This is a genomic window from Mesorhizobium carmichaelinearum (genome assembly GCF_900199455.1).
In the GTDB taxonomy this organism is placed as follows: Bacteria; Pseudomonadota; Alphaproteobacteria; order Rhizobiales; family Rhizobiaceae; genus Mesorhizobium; species Mesorhizobium carmichaelinearum.
In genome coordinates, this window is sequence record NZ_FZQR01000006.1 from 108,546 (window position 1) to 128,664 (window position 20,119).

The 20,119-nt window shown below is 63.3% G+C and carries 22 protein-coding genes; 9 read left to right on the forward strand and 13 right to left on the reverse strand.

Features of this window, described 5'->3' with window-relative positions:
- Positions 1–150: 150 nt before the first annotated feature.
- From CKW40_RS15660 to CKW40_RS15675, 4 genes are all read right to left on the reverse strand, one after another.
- On the reverse strand, positions 151–1,617 hold the full coding sequence (locus tag CKW40_RS15660; protein WP_095200802.1) for a UdgX family uracil-DNA binding protein: 1,467 nt from the start codon (positions 1,615–1,617) through the stop codon (positions 151–153).
- 2 nt (positions 1,618–1,619) lie between these two features.
- The gene (locus tag CKW40_RS15665) at positions 1,620–2,855 is read right to left on the reverse strand and encodes a putative DNA modification/repair radical SAM protein (RefSeq protein ID WP_095200803.1); all 1,236 of its coding nucleotides are present in this window, start codon (positions 2,853–2,855) and stop codon (positions 1,620–1,622) included.
- A gap of 86 nt (positions 2,856–2,941) precedes the next feature.
- Complete coding sequence (locus tag CKW40_RS15670) at positions 2,942–4,342, reverse strand: glutamine synthetase family protein (RefSeq protein WP_095200804.1); 1,401 nt, start codon at positions 4,340–4,342, stop codon at positions 2,942–2,944.
- Between the two features lie 11 nt (positions 4,343–4,353).
- Positions 4,354–5,733, reverse strand: coding sequence for an aspartate aminotransferase family protein (locus CKW40_RS15675; RefSeq protein ID WP_095200805.1), 1,380 nt, complete (start codon positions 5,731–5,733; stop codon positions 4,354–4,356).
- A gap of 156 nt (positions 5,734–5,889) precedes the next feature.
- On the opposite strand from CKW40_RS15675, the gene CKW40_RS15680 reads away from it, so the two are divergent.
- A complete protein-coding gene (locus CKW40_RS15680) occupies positions 5,890–6,342 on the forward strand; it encodes a hypothetical protein (protein WP_095200806.1) in 453 nt (150 codons plus the stop codon).
- 18 nt (positions 6,343–6,360) lie between these two features.
- Here CKW40_RS15680 and CKW40_RS15685 read toward each other — a convergent pair whose 3' ends face one another.
- The gene (locus CKW40_RS15685; protein WP_095200807.1) at positions 6,361–6,792 is read right to left on the reverse strand and encodes a MarR family winged helix-turn-helix transcriptional regulator; all 432 of its coding nucleotides are present in this window, start codon (positions 6,790–6,792) and stop codon (positions 6,361–6,363) included.
- Positions 6,793–6,856: 64 nt separating this feature from the next.
- Between CKW40_RS15685 and CKW40_RS15690 the strand changes: the two genes are divergently transcribed.
- Positions 6,857–7,312 (forward strand): hypothetical protein, encoded by a 456-nt coding sequence (locus tag CKW40_RS15690; RefSeq protein ID WP_179297980.1) that lies wholly within the window; start codon positions 6,857–6,859, stop codon positions 7,310–7,312.
- A gap of 2 nt (positions 7,313–7,314) precedes the next feature.
- Here CKW40_RS15690 and CKW40_RS15695 read toward each other — a convergent pair whose 3' ends face one another.
- The 4 genes from CKW40_RS15695 to CKW40_RS15710 form a co-directional block, all read right to left on the reverse strand.
- Entirely contained in the window at positions 7,315–8,289 is a 975-nt protein-coding gene (locus tag CKW40_RS15695) for a WD40 repeat domain-containing protein (protein ID WP_095200809.1), read from the reverse strand.
- Between the two features lie 68 nt (positions 8,290–8,357).
- The gene (locus CKW40_RS15700; RefSeq protein WP_095200810.1) at positions 8,358–8,885 is read right to left on the reverse strand and encodes a GNAT family N-acetyltransferase; all 528 of its coding nucleotides are present in this window, start codon (positions 8,883–8,885) and stop codon (positions 8,358–8,360) included.
- A complete protein-coding gene (locus tag CKW40_RS15705; RefSeq protein WP_095200811.1) occupies positions 8,882–9,160 on the reverse strand; it encodes a type II toxin-antitoxin system TacA family antitoxin in 279 nt (92 codons plus the stop codon). Before CKW40_RS15705 ends, CKW40_RS15700 begins: the two co-directional genes overlap by 4 nt.
- 82 nt (positions 9,161–9,242) lie before the next feature.
- The gene (locus CKW40_RS15710; protein WP_095200812.1) at positions 9,243–10,298 is read right to left on the reverse strand and encodes a CobW family GTP-binding protein; all 1,056 of its coding nucleotides are present in this window, start codon (positions 10,296–10,298) and stop codon (positions 9,243–9,245) included.
- 423 nt (positions 10,299–10,721) lie between these two features.
- Between CKW40_RS15710 and CKW40_RS15715 the strand changes: the two genes are divergently transcribed.
- Positions 10,722–11,192: a MarR family winged helix-turn-helix transcriptional regulator gene (locus CKW40_RS15715; RefSeq protein ID WP_056569192.1), complete on the forward strand. Its 471-nt coding sequence runs from the start codon at positions 10,722–10,724 to the stop codon at positions 11,190–11,192.
- On the opposite strand, the gene CKW40_RS15720 is transcribed toward CKW40_RS15715, so the two are convergent.
- A complete protein-coding gene (locus CKW40_RS15720) occupies positions 11,193–12,065 on the reverse strand; it encodes an AraC family transcriptional regulator (RefSeq protein WP_095200813.1) in 873 nt (290 codons plus the stop codon). It abuts the gene before it with no gap.
- A 51-nt stretch (positions 12,066–12,116) separates the two neighbouring features.
- Here CKW40_RS15720 and CKW40_RS15725 point away from each other — a divergent pair, with 51 nt between their 5' ends.
- The 5 genes from CKW40_RS15725 to CKW40_RS15745 all read left to right on the forward strand — a co-directional run bounded on the left by CKW40_RS15725 (position 12,117) and on the right by CKW40_RS15745 (position 16,172).
- Positions 12,117–12,524: a DUF2000 family protein gene (locus CKW40_RS15725; RefSeq protein WP_095200814.1), complete on the forward strand. Its 408-nt coding sequence runs from the start codon at positions 12,117–12,119 to the stop codon at positions 12,522–12,524.
- 200 nt (positions 12,525–12,724) lie between these two features.
- Positions 12,725–13,609, forward strand: coding sequence for a DMT family transporter (locus CKW40_RS15730; RefSeq protein WP_179297981.1), 885 nt, complete (start codon positions 12,725–12,727; stop codon positions 13,607–13,609).
- Positions 13,610–13,687: 78 nt separating this feature from the next.
- Positions 13,688–14,710 carry a LacI family DNA-binding transcriptional regulator gene (locus CKW40_RS15735; RefSeq protein ID WP_080511907.1) on the forward strand — a complete coding sequence of 341 codons (1,023 nt, stop codon included), beginning with the start codon at positions 13,688–13,690 and terminating at the stop codon, positions 14,708–14,710.
- Positions 14,707–15,690 (forward strand): 2-hydroxyacid dehydrogenase, encoded by a 984-nt coding sequence (locus CKW40_RS15740; protein ID WP_095200816.1) that lies wholly within the window; start codon positions 14,707–14,709, stop codon positions 15,688–15,690. The genes CKW40_RS15735 and CKW40_RS15740 overlap by 4 nt, the downstream gene beginning before the upstream one ends.
- A gap of 83 nt (positions 15,691–15,773) precedes the next feature.
- Entirely contained in the window at positions 15,774–16,172 is a 399-nt protein-coding gene (locus CKW40_RS15745) for a hypothetical protein (protein ID WP_179297982.1), read from the forward strand.
- Here CKW40_RS15745 and CKW40_RS15750 read toward each other — a convergent pair whose 3' ends face one another.
- Positions 16,173–16,946 (reverse strand): gamma-glutamyl-gamma-aminobutyrate hydrolase family protein, encoded by a 774-nt coding sequence (locus CKW40_RS15750; protein ID WP_095201026.1) that lies wholly within the window; start codon positions 16,944–16,946, stop codon positions 16,173–16,175.
- A 263-nt stretch (positions 16,947–17,209) separates the two neighbouring features.
- Between CKW40_RS15750 and CKW40_RS15755 the strand changes: the two genes are divergently transcribed.
- A complete protein-coding gene (locus tag CKW40_RS15755) occupies positions 17,210–18,319 on the forward strand; it encodes a TRAP transporter substrate-binding protein (RefSeq protein WP_095200818.1) in 1,110 nt (369 codons plus the stop codon).
- A 55-nt stretch (positions 18,320–18,374) separates the two neighbouring features.
- Here the strand turns inward: CKW40_RS15755 and CKW40_RS15760 are convergent, their stop codons facing one another.
- Together CKW40_RS15760 and CKW40_RS15765 are read right to left on the reverse strand one after the other, a co-directional pair.
- A complete protein-coding gene (locus CKW40_RS15760; RefSeq protein ID WP_095201027.1) occupies positions 18,375–18,749 on the reverse strand; it encodes a VOC family protein in 375 nt (124 codons plus the stop codon).
- Between the two features lie 333 nt (positions 18,750–19,082).
- Positions 19,083–20,111, reverse strand: a complete 1,029-nt coding sequence (locus tag CKW40_RS15765) for a zinc-dependent alcohol dehydrogenase family protein (RefSeq protein WP_095200819.1) — start codon at positions 20,109–20,111, stop codon at positions 19,083–19,085.
- Positions 20,112–20,119 lie beyond the last annotated feature (8 nt).

Genomic DNA, 20,119 nt, shown 5'->3' on the forward strand with positions numbered 1-20,119 from the left:
GCGAAAGCGCCGAAGACGGCGTCTTTCTCCCCGTCACCATACGGGGAGTTGAGGAGTGGTCCGCGCAGCGGACGAAAAGCCAATTGCTTGGCTTTTCGAAAGACGAACGTCCGGCAGGGCAATGAGGGGCGGCGCCGACCGACAGCCAGATCAAGCAGCCATCAGCCGCTTCACCTCTCTCATATCCTTCAGGAACCGTTCGCGCTCGGCCTCTTTCTCCGCAGGCTCCTGAATGCGCAGGATAAAGGAGGGATGGATGGTGATGAAAACCCTCAGCCCATCCCCACGCTCGATCACCTGGCCGCGCATCTTCGTCACCGGGACCGCCTTGCCCAGCAAGGACAAGGCAGCCGTTGCGCCGAGTGCCACGGCAAGCTCCGGCTTGATCAGCGCGAATTCCCGGTCGATCCACCAGCGGCAGGCCTGTACTTCACCGGCATTCGGCTTGGAGTGGATGCGGCGCTTGCCGCGCGGCTCGAATTTGAAGTGTTTCACCGCGTTGGTGACGTAGACCTTCTGCCGGTCGACGCCCGCCTCATCGAGGATGGCGTCGAACACCTTGCCCGCCGGGCCGACGAAAGGTTTGCCGGCGAGGTCCTCCTGATCGCCCGGCTGTTCGCCGACGAAAATCACCTTGGCGCTATCAGGTCCTTCGCCGAACACGGTCTGTGTCGCGTCGCGCCACAACGGGCAGCGACGGCAGCCTTTCGCGGCCTCACGCAACTCGGAAATGCTGCTCGCGTCGTCATCTTGCGGCGTCTCTGCGGGCTGCTTCGGCCAATGCCTGGCCTGCACCTTGGCATGGTGCGGCGCGGGCGTGGTCGGCATCTTCGCAATCATATCCCTGGCGGCCTTGTCCGCTCCTGCGATCAGCTCTGGAATGAGTGAGGCCTCGGGAAGGTTCCGCCAATATTTCTTCGGCATCTCCTTCTGCATGGCCTTCACCTTCAGCCGTGCCGGATTGAAGATGTTCTCGAAATAGGTGAGCCACAGCGCCTCGGTATCGTCCTCGGCTGGCGCGTCACCCTTGGCGGCACCGGGCCCGATCACCAGCCTTTCGCCGTCCCAATCGGCGGAAGCGTAAGGCGTCAGGATCGTCCAGCGCATGCCGGTGAATCGCCTGACGAAGAAATCCGCGTTGCGCTCGACGATGAAATGATCGGGCTCGAACCAGGCGACATAACGTTCCTCGGCGCCGTCGCCCATCTTCCGGAAGCGCACGAACGCATGCATCTTGTGGCTGTCGCGCCGCACCGCCTTTTCCATCGCCTCGAGCCGTCTGGTGTCGGGATCCGACGCGATCGCCAGCAGCTTGGGCTCGCTGCGCAATCGCCACAGCAGCCTGTAGAGAAAGGCGACCCGGCCGGGGTCGCAGTGGCAAAAGGCGGTTTCGGCACGGGCGATGAAGTCGCGCGGCACCACAAGTTGCGTCCCCGCAGGCACAGCCGGCAAATTGCACGGCGGCTGGTCGGAACCGGCCGTGACATGCCAGCTGATATCCTCGGGCCGGATCTCGTTGAGTGCCAGCCGCCGCGCCGCGTCGCGCCAGCCAGCAAAATCGGTCTCGCTGTCGAGCCGCACACTGTATCGGGCAAGGTTGAGCTCAGCCGGTTGCATGGTCAAAACAGTGACAGTTGTTCGCAAGAGCGCACGATCTTGCCGCGCAAGCCTGCCTTGTCGGTCAACGCGCCCGGCGACCAACCCTCGGCGATGATGAACGGCCGAAGCTTGGCGATCGACTGGCAAATCCGCCCGATATCTTCCAGCCGCATACGCCGATAGCGGCGGGTCTCCAGTATTTTAGCCACCACCTTGGTGCCGAGACCGGGCACGCGTAACAAGGCCTCGCGGTCTGCGCGGTTGACGTCGACTGGAAACTGCCCGCGATTGCGCAGCGCCCAGGCGAGTTTCGGATCGATGGCAAGGTCGAGCATGCCGTCGCTGCTGCCGGCCAGGATTTCCGGCTGCGAAAATCCGTAAAACCGCATCAGCCAGTCGGCCTGATAAAGCCGGTGTTCGCGCATCAGCGGCGGCTTTTGAAGCGGCAGGGACGATGACGAGTCGGGGATTGGGCTGAAGGCCGAGTAGTAAACGCGCCGCAAATGATAGCTGCCATAGAGCCGCGCGCTGGTGTGCAATATGCCGTCGTCGGATGTCTTGTCGGCACCGACGATCATCTGCGTCGACTGGCCACCGGGAGCAAAGCGTTCCCGCTTTTTGGTCCTCAGTGTCGGCTCGGCCTTTTCCTCCATCTTCTGACGCAGCCTGGCCATGGAAAGACGGATCGTTTCCGGCTTCTTTTCCGGTGCCAGCTTCTTGACGCCTTCATCGGTCGGCAGTTCGACATTGATCGACAGCCGGTCGGCATAGAGGCCGGCTTTCTCGACCAGTTCGGCAGAGCTTTCCGGAATGGTTTTGAGATGGATATAGCCGGAGAACTTTTCCTCCAGCCGCAGCCGCCGCGCCACCTCGACCATCTCGCCCATGGTCTCGTCGGGCGAGCGGATGACGCCCGAAGACAAGAACAAGCCCTCTATATAGTTGCGCCGGTAAAAATCCATGGTCAGCTTCACCACCTCGTCGATGCTGAAGCGGGCACGCTTCACATTCGAGGACGAGCGGTTGATGCAATAGCTGCAGTCGTAGATGCAGAAATTGGTCAGCAGGATTTTCAAGAGCGAGATGCAGCGGCCGTCCGGTGCGTAGGAATGGCAGATGCCCATGCCTTCGGTGGAACCGATGCCGCCGGATTTCAGCGAATCCTTCTTCGCCGAGCCGGATGAGGCGCAGGAGGCGTCATATTTGGCGGCGTCGGACAGGATCGCCAGCTTTTCACGGACGGTGAGAGCACGCATTCGTTCATGATATGTTCTGCAACGCCGGTTTGCTACCTCATTTGAGGCTGGCGGCGAAAAAGTGATCGCCGCCCAGCATCAAGTCATCACACCTCATGCAGGTAGAGATGATAATCTAGTTCGCTGACCGTGCGCGCCACGCGCAGATATTCGGACTGTTTGATTGCCACGAAGGTCCGGTGCAAATCCTCGCCGAGCGCACCTTTCAGGAAACTGGACGCCTTGGCCGCTTCGATTGCCGCGCGCCAATCCGCCGGCATTGTCGTACGAGTGACAGCCGCTTCATAGCCGTTGCCGGTCGTTTCCGGGCCGGGATCGAGCCCTTCGTCGAGGCCTTTGATGATGCCGGCCAGCACCGTCGCGGCGATCAGATAGGGATTGGCGTCGACGCCGGACGGCCGATGCTCGATGCGGCGGTTCTTGGCATCGCCCGCCGGCACGCGCAGCGCCACCGAACGGTTGTTGACGCCCCAGGTCGGCGCCACCGGCGCATAGGATTGTGAAACGAAGCGCCGCCAGGAATTGGCGTGCGGCGCAAACACCAGCATCGATTCCGCCATCGTCTGTATCAGCCCGCCGAGCCCTTGCAGCAAAGGCAGCGACCAGCTCTCGCCGCCGGCTTCGGCAAAGACGTTTCGGCCCGCCTTGTCTTGCAGCGAGACGTGGAAATGCATGCCCGAGCCGGCATATTTCTCGATCGGCTTGGCCATGAAGCAGGCGGTCACGCTGTGGCGGCGCGCCTGCGCCCGCACCAGCCGCTTCAGCATGACCAGGTCGTCGGCCGCCCGCATCACATCCTTGCGGTAGTTCAGCGTCAGTTCGTATTGGCCCGGCGCATATTCCGAAATCACCGTCTCGGCCGGAATGCCTTGCGCCTTGGCGGCGGCATAGATGTCGGAGAACAGCGGCTCCATGCCGTGCAGATGGTCGACGGAATAGACTTCCGTCTTGCCCGAGACGCGGCCATCGAGCACCGCGCGCGCCGGCTGCACCTTGCCCTCGGCGTCGCGCTCGTTGGCCAGCAGGAAAAATTCCAGTTCGAAGGCGCCGGCCGGGTAAAGCCCCTTGGCCGCCAATATGTCGACCTGCCGGGCCAACGCCAGGCGCGGGTCCGACGACATGGGCTGGCCGTCGAGATGGTACATCGCCATCAGCACCTGGCCGCGCGGCGGATTGGTGCCGTAGAGCGGCACCAGCGTGCCGGGGATCGGCCATGCCCGGAGATCGCCGTCGCCGGTGGTCCAGATCAGCCCGGTCTCGTGCACGTCCTCGCCGGTGATGTCGAGGCCGAGGATCGAGATCGGCATGTGCCGGCCACCCTCGAAAATACTTTTCAGCTCGTGCCGGCGCACGATCTTGCCGCGGCCGACACCGTTAGCGTCGGTCAGCACGATATCGAAGGCCTCGATCTCGGGATGAGTGTCGAGAAAGGCTTGCGCCTCGGTGGGCGAAGACCCCGACGGGGAGGTCACAATGGCATTGTCCATGGCCGCTTGTCTCATGCCGCAAGCTTTGCCGCAACCGCGCCGAAGGCGCTGATCAGCCGGTTAACCTGAGCGCCTGTGGTCGCGGGCGAGATCAGCATCATGTTGTGGAAGGGTGCGATCAGCACGCCACGATTGACCAGCGCGACATGGATGGCGGCTTCCAGCTCCGGTGCATGCGCGGTCTCGGCTTGCGCGCCGTTGCGCAACGGTCCGGGTGCGCAGATGAATTCGACGCGGGCGCCGACGCGGGCGACATGCCAGGGCAGGCGGTAGCGGTCGATCACCCCGGTCAGCCCGGCATCCAGACGCCGCGCCAGATGGTCCATGCGGTCGTAATTCTTCGCCGTCATCACCTCCTCCAGCGTGGCGCGCATGGCAGCGAACTGCAGCGGGTTGGCCGACAGCGTCGTGCCCATGCCGGAATAGCCGGGCTCCTTGGTCCTGTTGTAGTCGGCGTAGCGCGAGGCGACCTCGTCGCTCATGCCCCACACGCTTGCCGGCACGCCGCCGGCTATCGGCTTGCCCAACACGAAGAAGTCCGGGGTGAGCCCATATTTCCTGGTATAGCCGCCGGGTCCGGTCGAGATCGTGTGCGTCTCGTCGATCAGGAGCAGCGTGCCGGTCTCGCGGGTCGACTTCCGCAGCGCGTCGTGGAAGCCAGGGGCGGCCAGCACCATGCAGGAATTGGTCAGCACCGGCTCGGCGATGACGCAGGCGACATCCCTGTCCTTGAGGGCTGCTTCAAGTGCTGCAACATCGTTGAACTCGATCACCTTGGCCGTGCGGGTCAGGTCTCGGAACTCGCCTGCCAGTCCCGGCCGGTTGACCGGTCTGCCGTCGATCAGCCGCACCATCGTCTCGTCGACCGAGCCGTGATAGCAGCCGTTGAAGACCAGGATTTTTTCGCGCCCGGTGATGGCACGGGCCACGCGCAGTGCAAAGCGATTGGCGTCGGTCGCCGTCGTTGCGATCTGCCAGAACGGCAGGCCGAAGCGTTGTTGCAGCAAAGGCCCGATGGCAAGCGCGTCTTCCGAGGGCAGCATATAGGTCAGGCCGCGTCCGGCCTGGCGGCGGATGGCGCGCGCCACCGGCGGCGGCGAGTGGCCGAACATCGAACCGGTGTCGCCAAGGCAGAAATCGTCAAGCCTGTTGCCGTCAATGTCGGTGATCGCAGCGCCCCTGGCGCTGTCGACCAGGATCGGAAACGGCGTCGGCCAGTCGTTCATCCAGTGCATCGGCACGCCGCCGAAGAAGCCGGGCAGGCCGTTGCCGACCTTGGCTTGCGATTTCGGCCGCGCCTTGCGGAAGGCCGCACCTTCGGTCTCGCGCAACTCGGCGATGCGGTCTCGGCCGATGCCGCCGATGGTCTTTGAACTGTCGCTGCTGTGCATGGAAACCCCTCTCATCCGTCCCTCTTAGCCAATCCATGTCTGCAACCGCAATTGGCCGCGCATCTGCCCTGCATTGGCTCAGCCTTTGGCATCGGCGCTTGACCGTGCTGCCGAAGTCAGCGCCAATGTGTGCGGGAACTAAAGGTGGGGGACAAAATGCGGACGATCATCTGTGCGGCAATGCTGCTGTCGACGGCCAGCATCGCCTTCGCCTCGGGCGGCATCTGGTGCAACGTCGACGATACGGCGGTAACATTCGACGTCGGCGCCGGCGTCACCAGGGGCATGGGCGGCCCGACCTTCAACTTCCGCGGTGATCTCGAAATCAAGGCGAGGCCGGCTGGCGATGGATTGCGTAAGACGGTGTTCGAGGATTCCAACCTGACCCAGTACTGGCTGGACGACAAGGAACTGCGGCTGAACATCTACCACGAGCACGAGGTGGAAAACGCCTTCAATTCGGTCGAACTGACGATCCTGACCAAGGCCAGTGACGAGGGCGTCTATGACGGGCAGTACACGCTTGCCGTCTATGACAATGCCGCCGACACGGACAAGGATGGCAAGCCGGCGGAGTTGACCGGCAAGGTGTCGTGCGGGGCTGAGTAGGCGCGTCGGTCGGTTGTGTCAGCCGGCCTGCATCGAGGCGATGGCGCGCCGCATCAGGTCGAGAAACACCAGTTGCTCGTCCTCGCTGAAGCCGGCCAGTGCCACCTCGTTCTGTGAGCGCGCGGCCTGTGTCGCCGGCTCGCGCAGGCCAACGGCTTTCGCCGTGAGATGGATGGATTGCGAGCGCCCGTCTTCCGGGTGCAGGCGCCGTTCGATCAGCCCGTCACGCTCCATGCGGATCAGCGTGTTGGCCATCGTCGCTTGTTCCACGTTGAGGCGCTGCACGAGTTCGCGTTGTGTCAGGCCATCTTCATCCCACAGCGCAAGCAGTGTCATGAACTGGGCCGGCGCTAGGCCGAGCGGCCGGATGCGCTGCTGCAGTCCGTTGGCAAACAACCGCGCCATGTGGTTGGCCAGGAATCCGGCGGATCGTTCCTTCTGAAATGCCATGCCTGTCAGATAACAGTTGAATAGCATGCTATGCAATGATATATAGCTTGCTATGGAGATGAACATGAAAACCAGGATTCATGCAGCGGCGGGTACCGTCGCGCTCATCGCGGTCTCAGCTTTCTGGCTGTCGACGGCCACGGTTGAACTGCTCGGCGACACGGCCGCGATCACCACGGTTAAGAACTCTGTGCTGGCCGGCATGGCGATGCTCATCCCGGCGATGATCATTGCCGGCGCGTCGGGCTTTTCACTCGGCAAGGGCTGGAAGAGCCCGGTCGTGGCACGCAAAGCGCGGCGCATGCGTATCATCGCCGCCAACGGACTGCTGGTGCTCGTGCCGTCGGCCTTCCTGCTCAGTAGCTTTGCCACAGCCGGTCGCTTCGACAGTTTTTTCATGATCGTCCAGACGATCGAACTGGTGGCCGGCGCAACGAACATCGCGCTGCTGTCGCTCAACATGCGCGATGGGCTGTCGCTGCGGCGCAAGCCTGTTCGGCTGGCCGCGCGAGCGCGGTGAATTCAGGCCGTGATGTCGATGACGCCACAGTCGCCTGCGGCACTGCCGAAGGCGATGCGGCGTTCTTCCTTGTCCCACATCATCGAGGTGATGGCGCCCTTGCCCTGCCGACGCAACAGCACTTCCTTGGCGTCGGCGAAGCGCGCGGCGATCACCATGCCGTCCTCGTAGCCGATCGCCACGACATCCTGGCTTGGATGGCAGGCGACTGAGGTCACCATCGTGTTGCCGCGCGTGCCGAGTTCCAGCGGCGCCTTGCCCATCGGCCCGTCCTTGCCTGAAAACGGCCAGACGATCGCCGCCGGGGCGCCGGAACTCGCCAGCCATTTGCCTTTGACGCTCCATGACAGGCTTTTGACCTTGCCGGGATAGCCGGTCATGCGCATGTGCTTGCCGTCGGCGAGCTTCCAGCCATGCAGGGCATTTTCCTGCATGGTGGTGACGAGGAAGGCGCCGTCCGGCGAGAAGGTGATGCCGGTATGGGCGCCGGCCCATTCGAGCTCCACTGGCTTGCCCTCGGCGGCCGGGAAGTGCAGCGTTGCGCCATTGTAGCGGGCGACACCGAAGCGCATGCCCTTGGGCGAAAACGCCAGCCCCTCGACCGAACGCGGATGGGCAAATTCCCTTGTCTTGCCATCGGCGAAGCGCACAAAGGCGGTCTTGCCCGTGGCATAGGCGATGGCACCTTGCGGCCCGGCGGCAACGCTGGTGATCCACTTTTTGCCGGCGCTCGCCACGTCCTGAGCATCGCCGCCTGCCTTGACGGCAAACACCTTTCCGTCCTCACCGCCGGTGATCAGCCGGTCATTGGCAGCATCATGGAAGGCCGCGAGCAGCCCGTCATTGGCCTGCACCGTCTTGTGGCCATTGTCGAGCCGATGGACGGCACCATCGGCCAGCGCGAAATGCGGCACGTCACCAAGGAAGACGGCGGCAACGCAATGGCCTTCGAGATCGAGTGGGGCAACGGTTGGCATGATTATCTTTGTTCAGTTGGGCTGGATTGCAGGCTCGGCTCGGGCTTACTCGACGCAAGAGGCCATTGTCAAAGCAGTCCCTTGGCCCGCAGATCAGTTGCGAAAGTCGCCAGTGGCATCACCAGAGTCAAATCCGATCCTTGGAGGCGTTCGGCTCCGTAGCTGGCATACCATTTAGCCGCCCGCTCACTCTTGGCATCGATGATCAGCAGGATGCCGCCACCTTCTCCAGCAAGCCGCAGGCAGCGCAACGCTGCGGCGGCAAGCAATTGCCCTCCGAGACCTTGCCCGGCAACGCTGTGGTCGGTCGCGAGCCGAGCAAGCCTGAAGCCGGAAACCTCGTGTCGCGCCAAGCCTTTCGTCATCGCCTCGGGAACGGTTTCATGAGCGACGGCGGACGGCGCGATTGTGTAGAAGCCGAGGATACGCTCGGGAGCCGTCTCATTGATCGCACAAAAGGTCTTGGCCGCATTCTGTTCGTGGCTCTGTCGTGCAAACCGCCGCAGAAAATCGTTCATCTGTGCATCGCCGCAATCGAAGGACGCGCGGTCGTGCCGTTTGGCAATGGGCTCTTCGTGCCAGGACGGAAGCGTCACAGAGTATCCGGCAAGGCGGCGATCGCTGCCTTGAGCCTGGCGTTGGGTTTGGGCGGGTGCTCCAAAAGGTCGAGGATGCGCTTGAAGTCGCGGTCCGCCACTTTCGTTACCTCGGCTGCGTCGATCACGGCCTGGGCTTCGGGCACGACCTTGTCGAGGATGAAGTCGGCCATATCCTTATGAGACAGTGCAGCAGCACGCGCTATCATCGCCTTTTGCACCGGAGGAATGCGGATCTGGTAGCGCTCGGTCTTGTTGTCGGCTGATCTAGGCATGGGTCATTCCTTGGAACTGAGTGTACACATGATATGTGTACACTCAGGAATATTCAACCCTCCTTACGCGGCGTGACCGTGCCTAGGCCTGGCAGGCGTCAAAACTCTTCTTCAGCCGCTCGGCGTCGAGCTCGCGGCCGATGAACACCAGCCGGCTTTCATGTTTCTCGCCGTCCTTCCAGGCGCGCTGGTGGTCACCCTCGATGATCATGTGCACGCCCTGGATGACATAGCGCTCATCATCGCCTTTGAGCGCGATTATGCCTTTCAGCCGCAGGATGTTGGGGCCTTCCATCTGGGTGATCTTCTCGATCCAAGGGAAGAATTTCTTAGGGTCCATCTCGCCGCCGCGCAGCGACACCGACTGCACCGTCACGTCATGGATGTCCGAGGGATGCGCATGATGGTGATGATCATGCCCGTCATGATCATGGTGATCGTGGCCATCATGGTCGTGATGATCGTGGTCATGGTGATCGTCATGCGCCTCGAGGAAATGCGGATCGTTTTCCAGCGCCCGCGACAGGTCGAAGGCGCCACGGTCGAGCACTTCCGACAGTGCGACGCCGGCGCGGGTGGTGCGGTGAATCCTCGCCGCCGGATTGATGGCGCGGATCGTCGCTTCGACCTTGGCGAGCTCTTCCGGGGTGACCAGATCGGTCTTGTTGAGCACGACGACATCGGCAAAGGCGATCTGGTCCTCGGCTTCCTTGGAATCCTTGAGCCTGAGCGGCAAATGCTTGGCGTCGACCAGCGCCACCACCGCATCGAGCTTGGTCTTGGAGCGCACATCGTCATCCATGAAGAAGGTCTGCGCCACCGGCACCGGATCGGCGAGGCCGGTAGTCTCGACGACGATGGCGTCGAAGCGGCCGGGGCGGCGCATCAGGCCTTCGACGACGCGGATCAGGTCGCCACGCACCGTGCAGCAGACGCAGCCATTGTTCATCTCGTAGATTTCCTCGTCGGATTCCACGATGAGGTCGTTGTCGATGCCGATCTCGCCGAATTCGTTGACGATGACGGCGTAGCGCCTGCCATGGTTCTCCGACAGGATGCGGTTGAGCAGCGTCGTCTTGCCGGCTCCGAGATAGCCGGTGAGAACGGTTACGGGGATCTGCGTCTGTGCGTCGCTCATGGCTTGCCTCGAAATGACTGGGGCCTTGAAAATCCAGGCCACAAAAAGGGATTGTCGGCTCCATATAGGATGTGTGCGGGGCTTTTGCACGGGGCAAACCAATGGGCCAAAGCGGCCAGCCGAGCTTGTCCCATGGTTATGGCAACGGAAAGCTCCGCTTCTTCGGCGACGAGACGATAAGGAGGGTGTGTTGTCCGGGGCTGCCGGCGCCAGGCCGCGCCCCGCGCCGTAGTTGCTGTGAATCCGGTGCCCCGGAAACTCGTTTGTCATCTAACTGAAATAAACATCTGGCATCACCACGGCGGACACCGCAATGCTTGCCGGCAAAGCTGTTTGGAGAGCCGGAATCTTTTCGATCGTCGATTGCCAACCGGCCGGCTGCGTCTATGCTGTACGCACCGGTTCGGCCGAAGAGGGATGACCATGGCCAAGGCGGACAAGACTGCAACAATGAGCCGGCTGCATTCGGCGGCAAGACTGGCAAGAACCGCGCTGGCGGCCCGGCTTCTGGCGCACGGCTTCTATGCCGGCCAGGATCAGATCATGCTGGCGCTTGACCGCGAGGACGGCCAGACGCCTGGCAATCTTGCCGGCCGCCTCGGTGTGCGCCCACCCACAATCACCAAGACCATCAACCGGCTGCAGGCGCAGGGTTTTCTGGAAAAGCGCGCCTCCGAGGCCGATGCTCGCCAGGCGCACATCTTCCTCACCGACACCGGCCGCGAAACCATCCGCGCCATCGAGAAGTCGGTGAAGAAGACCGAAAAGCAGGCACTGAAGGGCCTCGACAAGAAGGACCAGAAGGCGCTGTTCAAGCTGCTGGCCCGTATCGAGGCCAACCTCTCCAACGAGGAACTGGTGTTGATCGACGACGACGCCGAGTCGGACGACTGATCAGGCCGCTGCCGGGATTGAGTCCCGGATCAGCGACGACCAACGCCCCGGCGTCATGCCGAACGCTTTCTTGAATTGCCGGTTGAAGTGGCTCTGGTCGGTGAAGCCGGCCTCGACCGCGATCTGCGCCAGGGGCTCGCCGGCGGTGATCATCCGCCGCGCGCGCTGAAGCCGGCGCATCACCAGGAAACGATGTGGGCTGGTCGAGAAGGCGGCGCGGAAATGCCGAGATAGGGCATAGCGGTCGAGCCCGGTGATCGCCTCCAATTCGCCGGATCGCACGGGCCGCGTTGCGTTCTCCGTAAGATAGTCCCGCGCCAGCGCCGCCGCCCGCCACGCCGTCCTCGCCATCGGCTTTGCCGGCTGGCCGGCATGGCGCGTCAGGCTTCGCATCAGTTGCGTGAGAAAATCGTCGACGAACAGCTCGTCGAGTTCCTGTTGCAACGGCCCCAGCGCTGAAAGCAGCGTGGTGCAGAAGGCGTCATCCCTGACAACGGCATCCCTGACGAAGGGCAGCGATGCGCCGCCAAGGCAGTCCAGCATCAGCGACGGTTCGAGATACAGCATCCTGTAGCGCAGCCCGTCCTCGGTACCGGCGCCGCCATCATGCAATTCGTCCGGATGCAGCACGATGATCTGGCCAGGCAGGCTTAGCCGCGTCGCGCCGCGATAGCGAAAGGTCTGCACGCCCTGCAGCGTCACCCCGATCGCGTAGGTGTCATGGCGATGCAAATCGAAGGCGCTGCCGTGAAACCGCGCCTCGATCCGCTCCATGCCTGCAGGGTCGGGAGCGGAGATGATGCAGTTTTCCGCCGCGCCGGCGCACAAACGTCCAAGACCCTCGAAGGCCTGGCTGCCTAGATCGTGCGACATCGTCTCCTTCAGCCTCGCAATCGGGGCACAACCTCGAATGGCCCATTTTTCATGTTCGATACGAAATTTGCAATCGTGCTGCGGGAAGACTTGCCCGTCTGGCAGAAACTCAACGTCACCGCCTTCCTGACCAGCGGCATCGTTGCGCAGTTTCCCGACATCATCGGCGAACCCTATCGCGACCGTTCCGGCAATCTCTACAATCCGCTGTCGATCCAGCCGGTCATTGTGCTGTCGGCCGACCAGGCGACGCTGGCCACCATCCACCGGCGCGCGCTGGAGCGTGGCGTCACCACCTCGCTCTATGTCGAGGAGATGTTTGTTACCGGCTTCGACGCCGCCAACCGCGCCGTCTTTGCCGAGTTCGCACCCGAAGACGCCAAGGTGGTCGGCATCGCGCTGCGTGCCGAGAAGAAGGCGGTCGACAAGATCACCAAGGGCGCCCGCATGCAGGCATAGAGAGGGAGGCCTGGACTAAGCCTGGCGGCTTCGATTGTTATGCCAGCGAGCTTAGGCGCGCGGGAGCGGCCGACAATTGGCTTGCCGGCAAGCGACAATTCCCGCAAAGGTGGGCTTCAGCCCCGCTTTTCCCCGGCCTGCAAGTGAATGCTTCCCAAAGATATGTCGAAAGCGCGACGCCGCCGGTGGCGATCCTGTGCATGCTTACCACCTACGTCTTCTTCACCTTCCTCGACACCTCAAGCAAATATCTCGTCCTGGCCGGCGTTTCCGCGCTGATCGTCGCCTGGGTGCGTTTTGCCGTGCATGTCGTGCTGGTCGGCACGCTGCTGCGTGGCTGGCGCGAACCCATGCGGTTTCGTCCGGTCAACCTGCCGGCGCATGTGCTGCGCGGCGTGTTCCTGTTCGGTTCGACCATGGGCAACGTCCTGGCCCTGCGCTCCCTGCAACTGGCCGAGACCACCTCGATCTATTTCTTCGGGCCGATGGTGATCACGGCACTTGCCGGCCCGCTGCTCGGCGAATGGGCCGGCTGGCGGCGTTGGCTGGCCATTCTCGCCGCCTTCGTTGGGGTCCTGATCATCACAAGGCCAGGTGTCGGCGTTTTCGGCATCGGACATCTCTTCGCGCTCGGCTCGATGCTGTCGAACTGCTTCTATGTCATCATGACGCGCCGCATGTCGTCGACCGAGACGTCGGAAAGCCTGATCCTGTTCTCGGCGCTGGCGCCGGTGGTGCTGCTTTTGCCCTTGCTGCCGTTTTCCTTCTCGCTGCCGCATGATGGCTGGCATTGGTTCATCCTGCTCATGCTTGGCGTGTTCGGCGGTGTCGGACACTGGCTGCTAGTGCAGGCCTATCGGCTGGCGACAACCACGGCACTGGCGCCCTATCCCTATTCGCAGATGGTGTGGATGATCATTTCCGGCTGGATCGTCTTCAAGCAGTTCCCGGATCGCTGGACGCTGGTCGGCGCCGCCATCATCGTCGCCAGCGGCCTTTATATCGTCCACCGCGAGCACCGGCTTCGGCTGCAGAGCCGCGCGGCCTCCGATGTCGAGGCCGAGGCGCTGGCAAAAAAACTTTGATTTGCCCCCGATCAGTGGCATAACGCCGCCTTTAAACTGTTTAGGTCGCAATTCAGCTCGTTCGGGGGGCGCAAGGCGCTGGCACAAAAAATCAAGCTTTCGACGATCGCCGATGCACTTGGCGTGTCCACGGCCACCGTGTCGCTGGCGCTGCGCGACAGTCCGCTGGTTGCCGGCTCGACGCGCGACCGCATCAAGGAACATGCGCGCGCCATCGGCTATATCTACAACCGCCGCGCCGCCAGCCTGCGCACTTCGCGCTCGGGCATTGTCGGCGTCGTCGTCCACGACATCATGAACCCGTTCTTCGCCGAGATCCTGCGCTCGATCGAAAGCGAACTCGACCGCAGCCGGCAGACCTTCATCCTGTCCAACCACTACGACCAGCTCGAGAAGCAGCGCACCTTCATCGATACGCTGCTGCAGCTCGGCGCCGACGGCGTCATCATGTCGCCGGCCATCGGCACTCCGGCCGCGGACATTTTGATGGCCGAGGAGAACGGCCTGCCGGCGGTGCTCATTGCCCGCACCGTGGAGGGCGCCGACGTGCCGGTGTTTCGCGGCGACGATTCCTATGGCACCGGGCTTGCCACCAACCATTTGATCTCGCTTGGCCACAAGCGCATCGCCATGATCGGCGGCACCGACCAGACCTCGACCGGCCGCGACCGCTACCAGGGCTATGTCAATGCCATGGAGGCGGCAGGGCTGGAAGTCAGGCCGTCCTGGCGCATCGCCGGCCCGCGCACCAAGCAGGCCGGCTTCGAGGCCGCCGGGCAGTTCCTGGCGCTGAAGGATAGACCGACCGCCGCCTGTTGCTGGAACGACCTCGTCGCCATCGGCCTGATGAACGGCATTGCGCGCGCCGGCCTTGTGCCGGGCATCGACATTTCCGTCACCGGCTATGACGATCTCGAGGAGGCGGCGATCGCCACACCGGCGCTCACCACCGTCTGGAACGGCCAGCGCGAGGTTGGCCGCCGCGCCGCCAGCGCGCTGCTCGACAAGCTCAACGGCCAGACGGTGCGGCCCTCGCAGGAATTGATCAAGCCGGAACTGCATGTGCGCCAGTCGACCGGCAAGCCGGTGGAGCGTGCATGACCAAGGCCGAACAGCTGCAAGCCGTCGCCATTCTGGTGCCGGCTGACTTCAGCGACCATGCCGTCCGGCGCATCGACCGCACTTTCAAACAGGTCAGCATCGAGCGCGCCGATCCGGCGCTGGTCACCGACGAGATGCGCCGCACGGTGCGTGGCATTGCCTCCTTCGCCGGCATCAGCGCGGCAATGATGGACGCGCTGCCCAATCTCGAACTCATCGCCTCCTTCGGCGTCGGCTATGATTCGGTCGATGTCGGCCATGCGGCGGCAAAAAACATCATGGTCACCAACACGCCCGACGTGCTGACCGAGGAGGTCGCCGACACCGCGATCGGGCTGCTGATCAACACGATCCGTGACCTGCCACGCGCGGAAAACTGGCTGCGCGACGGCAGCTGGCTGCGCAAGGGCAACTATCCGCTGAGCCGGCTGACCTTGCGCGCGCGCCGTGTCGGTATTTTCGGCATGGGCCGCATCGGGCAGGCCATTGCCCGGCGGCTGGAGGCGTTCGGCCTGCCGGTCGCCTACCACAACCGGCGCCGTGTCGAAGGTCTTGCCTACCAGTACCATCCGACGCTGAAGGGCCTTGCCGAAGCGGTCGACACGCTGATTTCGGTGGCGCCCGGTGGGGCTTCGACGCAGAAGGCGGTCAATGCCGAGATCCTGTCGGCGCTCGGCGCCAATGGCGTCTTTGTCAATATCGGCCGCGGCAGCACGGTCGACGAGGCAGCACTCGCGGCCGCCCTTGCCGACGGCACCATCGCCGCCGCCGGGCTCGATGTCTTCGCCGACGAACCGAACGTGCCCAGGGCGCTGCTGGACGCCCCCAACACCTCCCTGTTGCCGCATGTCGGCTCGGCTTCGGAGCACACGCGCCGCGCCATGGCCGATCTGTGCGTCGACAATCTGGTGTCCTGGTTCACCGAGCGCCGGCCTCTGACACCCGTGCCGGAGACGGCGCATGTGAAGGCTCGCGGCTGAGTGGCAGGCTGCCACGTTTATTAACGTCAGCTTAACCCTATGAAATCATTCTTCATCCTGCCCGCGTGCATGGATGAAGAATGATGAAAACGCTTTCCGCATTGATCGTAGCCGTAGCCCTGTTTGGCGGCGTTCAACTGTTTCATGACGGCAATGGGGAAAGCGTCGCCAACGAGGCCTCGCCGTCCAACAGCTACAGGCTGATCGCCAATGGCGATGAGGCGGCCTGCGCGGTGAGCCGTGGGGCCGAAATTTCGGATGGCTTGTCCCTGCTTACCGTTGCTCCGACGTGCCGTAGTCTGCTGCCCGGCATAGAACGGGCAAAGTTTTGGCGTGATCAGAATGACGGCACGGTGGCCTTCAGCGCCAACGGTGTCGATCCGATCGTCACCTTCGGCGTGGCAGACGGCGATGGCTACGAATCCTATGCGCCCGCCACGCCCTTGCTGTCGCTGGCAGGCGACCGCAAGGCCGGCGACTGATTACTCCGCCGCGGCCCGCGAGCCAGCCTTGGCGGCGGCGTGCAGGCGCACGGCATCGCCGAAGGCGCGGAAGATCTTGGCCGAGTTGCTGTCCGAGTTGACCCAGTACTCCGGATGCCACTGGACGCCGACGGCGAAGGCGCGGGCGCCCTTGACCGAAACCGCTTCGACCGTGCCGTCAGTGGCGACAGCCTCGACCTCAAGCTTCGAGCCCAGCCGGTCGATCGCCTGGCGATGCAAGGAATTGACCTTGATGTCGCCGGCGCCGAACACGCCGGCGAGGCAACTGCCCGGCTTGATCGAAATGGTCTGGTGAATGGCGAAGCGCTCATCCTGTTTGTCGCTCACCGGTGCGCGGTGGTCGAGCGAACCCTCGCGCTCCTGGATCTCGGTGCCCAGCGTGCCGCCGAGCGCGACATTCAATTCCTGGATGCCGCGGCAAATGGCGAGCAGCGGCACGCCGCGCTCGATCGCCCGGCGAATCAACGGCAGCGTGGTGGCGTCGCGCGCCGGATCGTAGGGACCGTTGGCTTCGCTGGCATCGCCACCGTAGAGCGAGGGGTGCACATTGGATTTCGAACCGGTGACCATGACACCATCGACCGAGGACAGCAGTTCGTCGAAGTCGAGCCTGTCGCCGAACGACGGCACCAGCAGCGGGAATACGCCCGCTCCAGTGATCGCGGCTTCCAGATATTGCTGCGGGGCGGCATGCCAGGTGTAGTTGTCGAACTGACGGACGTCGGTCGATATGGCGACGAGCGGCTGCTGCATTTTGGCTCTGGTTTCCATCTGGCAAGGGATATCCTGCCTTCAAAATAGGCGATCCGCTGTGGTTTTTCCATGGCAAGTTTCAGCGTGTCGCATGGGCCACCAATCCCCTGTTAGACTATAGTTGCAGGGTCGCATGGCTTGGTTACCAAATCCGGCCGCCGTGCTGGACTCGACTCCTTGCCCGTGTATTGTTTCGGCGAACCGACGCGGGAATCGAGGATTTTCCCCAATGTCGGCGTGTTGATCCAAAAGGGAGGAACTTCATGGATCGTCGTTCATTCATTCGCAAGGCCGGCGTGACCGGCGTCGGCGCCGCGGCGGCGGCGGCAACGCTTGCCGCCCCGGCAATCGCCCAGTCCAATCCCAAGGTGACATGGCGGCTTGCGTCGTCCTTCCCGAAATCGCTCGACACCATCTATGGCGGTGCCGAGGTGTTCTCCAAGATGCTGTCGGAAGCCACCGACGGCAATTTTCAGATCCAGGTCTTTGCCGCGGGCGAACTCGTGCCCGGCCTGCAGGCCGCCGACGCCACCACGGCCGGCACGGTCGAGGCCTGCCACACGGTGGCATATTATTACTGGGGCAAGGATCCGACATGGGCGCTCGGCGCGGCGGTTCCCTTCTCGCTCAACGCGCGCGGCATGAATGCCTGGCACTACCATGGCGGCGGCATCGACCTGTTCAACGAGTTCCTCGCCACGCAAGGTCTTTTCGGCCTGCCGGGCGGCAACACCGGTGTCCAGATGGGCGGTTGGTTCCGCAAGGAGATCAACACCGTCGCCGACCTCTCCGGCCTCAAGATGCGCATCGGCGGCTTCGCCGGCAAGGTGGTGCAGAAGCTTGGCGTCGTGCCGCAGCAGATCGCTGGCGGCGACATCTATCCGGCGCTGGAAAAAGGCACCATCGACGCCGCCGAATGGGTCGGCCCCTATGACGACGAGAAGCTCGGCTTCTACAAGGTCGCGCCCTATTACTACTATCCCGGCTGGTGGGAGGGTGGCCCGACCGTCCATTTGATGTTCAACAAGGCGAAATACGAGGAACTTTCGCCGGCTTACAAGTCGCTGCTGCGCAACGCGGCGCAAGCCACCGACGCCGACATGCTGCAGAAATACGACTATGTGAACCCTCCAGCGGTGAAACGGCTGGTGGCCGGCGGCGCCAAACTGCGTCCGTTCAGCCAGGAGATCATGGCCGCCTGCTTTGAGAAGGCCAACGAGGTCTATGCCGAAATGGAGGCCTCGAACGCGCCGTTCAAGAAGATCTGGGAATCGATCAAGGGCTTCCGCAAGGAGCACTATCTCTGGGCACAGGTGGCCGAGTACAATTACGACACCTTCATGATGGTCCAGCAGCGCAACGGCAAGCTGTAAACGATCCTTGCATCAGGTGAAGAGACCCCGGGCGACACGCCCGGGGTCTTTCTTTTCAGGCCTGCAAGGAACTGACCTCGATCAGTATTCCGCCAGGCGCAAGGCAGTAGAAGCTCGTCGAGTCGACACCGCCACGCGTCAGATCCTGCGCCTCACCCGGCGCGAAGCCCGCTTCGGCAAGTTCAGCCTGCTTGGAATGAACGAGATCCGGTTTGCCGACGAAGAAGCCGACATGAAAATTGTCGGGATAGGTGGCGGGTTCTCCCTTGCCTGGCATCATCAGGTTGAGGGCAAAGCCATCGGCTCCGCGCAGGATCGCGAAAGCGTCCTTGCCGCGCATGGCGACGAGTTCGAAGCCGAAATGGCTGGTGAAGAAGCCGGCAAGAGCCGCGACTTCCGATGTGGTGAGGTTGAGGTGGTTCAGTTTCATGGTCTTGGTCCTGTCACGGTTGAAACGCGGACAGGCTTGGCTGCAGACCGAGAACCGGCGGGACCGTGGCATCAGGAAATCCGGACATGACCCAACCGGCCCACGGGCTTTCGCCTCGCTTGCCGGCCGCGGGTTCTCCCGCATATTCATGCGGCGAACAGGCCTCCGCCGAGCATGATCCCGAAAAGTGGCGTCCGGCATTCGGACAAGGTCATGCTCGAAAAAAGGAACGGAAGAGACCGGACTACCGAACCGGCCATGTCTTTTTCGGCGCCGGCTGAATAGCCGATCGGCGGTGTGGCGGCAAGCGGGTCCGGCACGACTGGCCTTGGCTCAGGGCCGGCCTGGCACCACCAGCACCTTGACCTCGCCGGGCGCCGGCGGATTGGCGATCACATCGGCCGCCTCTTCGAGCGGCACTTGCCTGGAGATCAGCCGGTCGATCTCGATCGCGCCCGATGCGATCAGCTCGGCGGCGCGACGATGCGTATAGGGATTGAGGAACGAGCCGACCACCTTCAATTCCCGAAACAGCAGGTCGAACGGCTCGAATTCCGCCTTCATGCCTTGTGGCGTCACGCCGACGATGACGACGGTGCCGCCCGCCCTTGCCAGCCGCATCGATTGCTCGACGGTGTCGCGCACGCCGGCGCATTCGAACACCACGTCGGCGCCACCGGGCACCAGCCCAGTTGGTCCGGCGATGGTCTCGATGACATCGGCGGCGGTGGGATCAACCGTCGCTGTCGCGCCGAGTTCCTCGGCAAGCGCGCGCCGCGAGGCCTGCCTGGTCGACAGGATGATGGTCGTGGCGCCGGCCAGCCGCGCCAGCTGCACTGTGAGCAGGCCGATCACGCCGCCGCCCAGCACGATCACCGAGCTGCCCGGCCGGATCTCGGCAAGATCGACGCCATGCAGGCAGCAGCCGAGCGGCTCGCAGAAGGCGCCATGCGTCGGCGGCAGATCGGCGGGCAGGATGAAAGCCTGTCTCTGCGGCAGCACGACATACTCGGCAAAGCCGCCATCGCGGTGGATGCCGATGGCATTGAGATTGCGGCAGAGATTGACCCGGCCGGCATGGCAATGCGGGCATCGCCCGCAGGCGATGTTGGGATCGCCGGTGACACGGTCGCCGACGGCAAAGCCGGAGACGGCGTTGCCGACCGCCTCAATGATGCCCGAAAATTCATGTCCGGGCGTCACCGGCGGCCGGCAGGGGAATTCGCCATGGAAGAGATGGCGGTCGGTGCCGCAGACGCCACAGGCTTCGATCCGCACCAGAAGCTCGTCCGGGCCCGGGACGGGTTTGCCGACCTCCCGCAGCGCTATGCTGCCAACCGCCTCCAGCCGTACCGCTTTCATGACGTCGT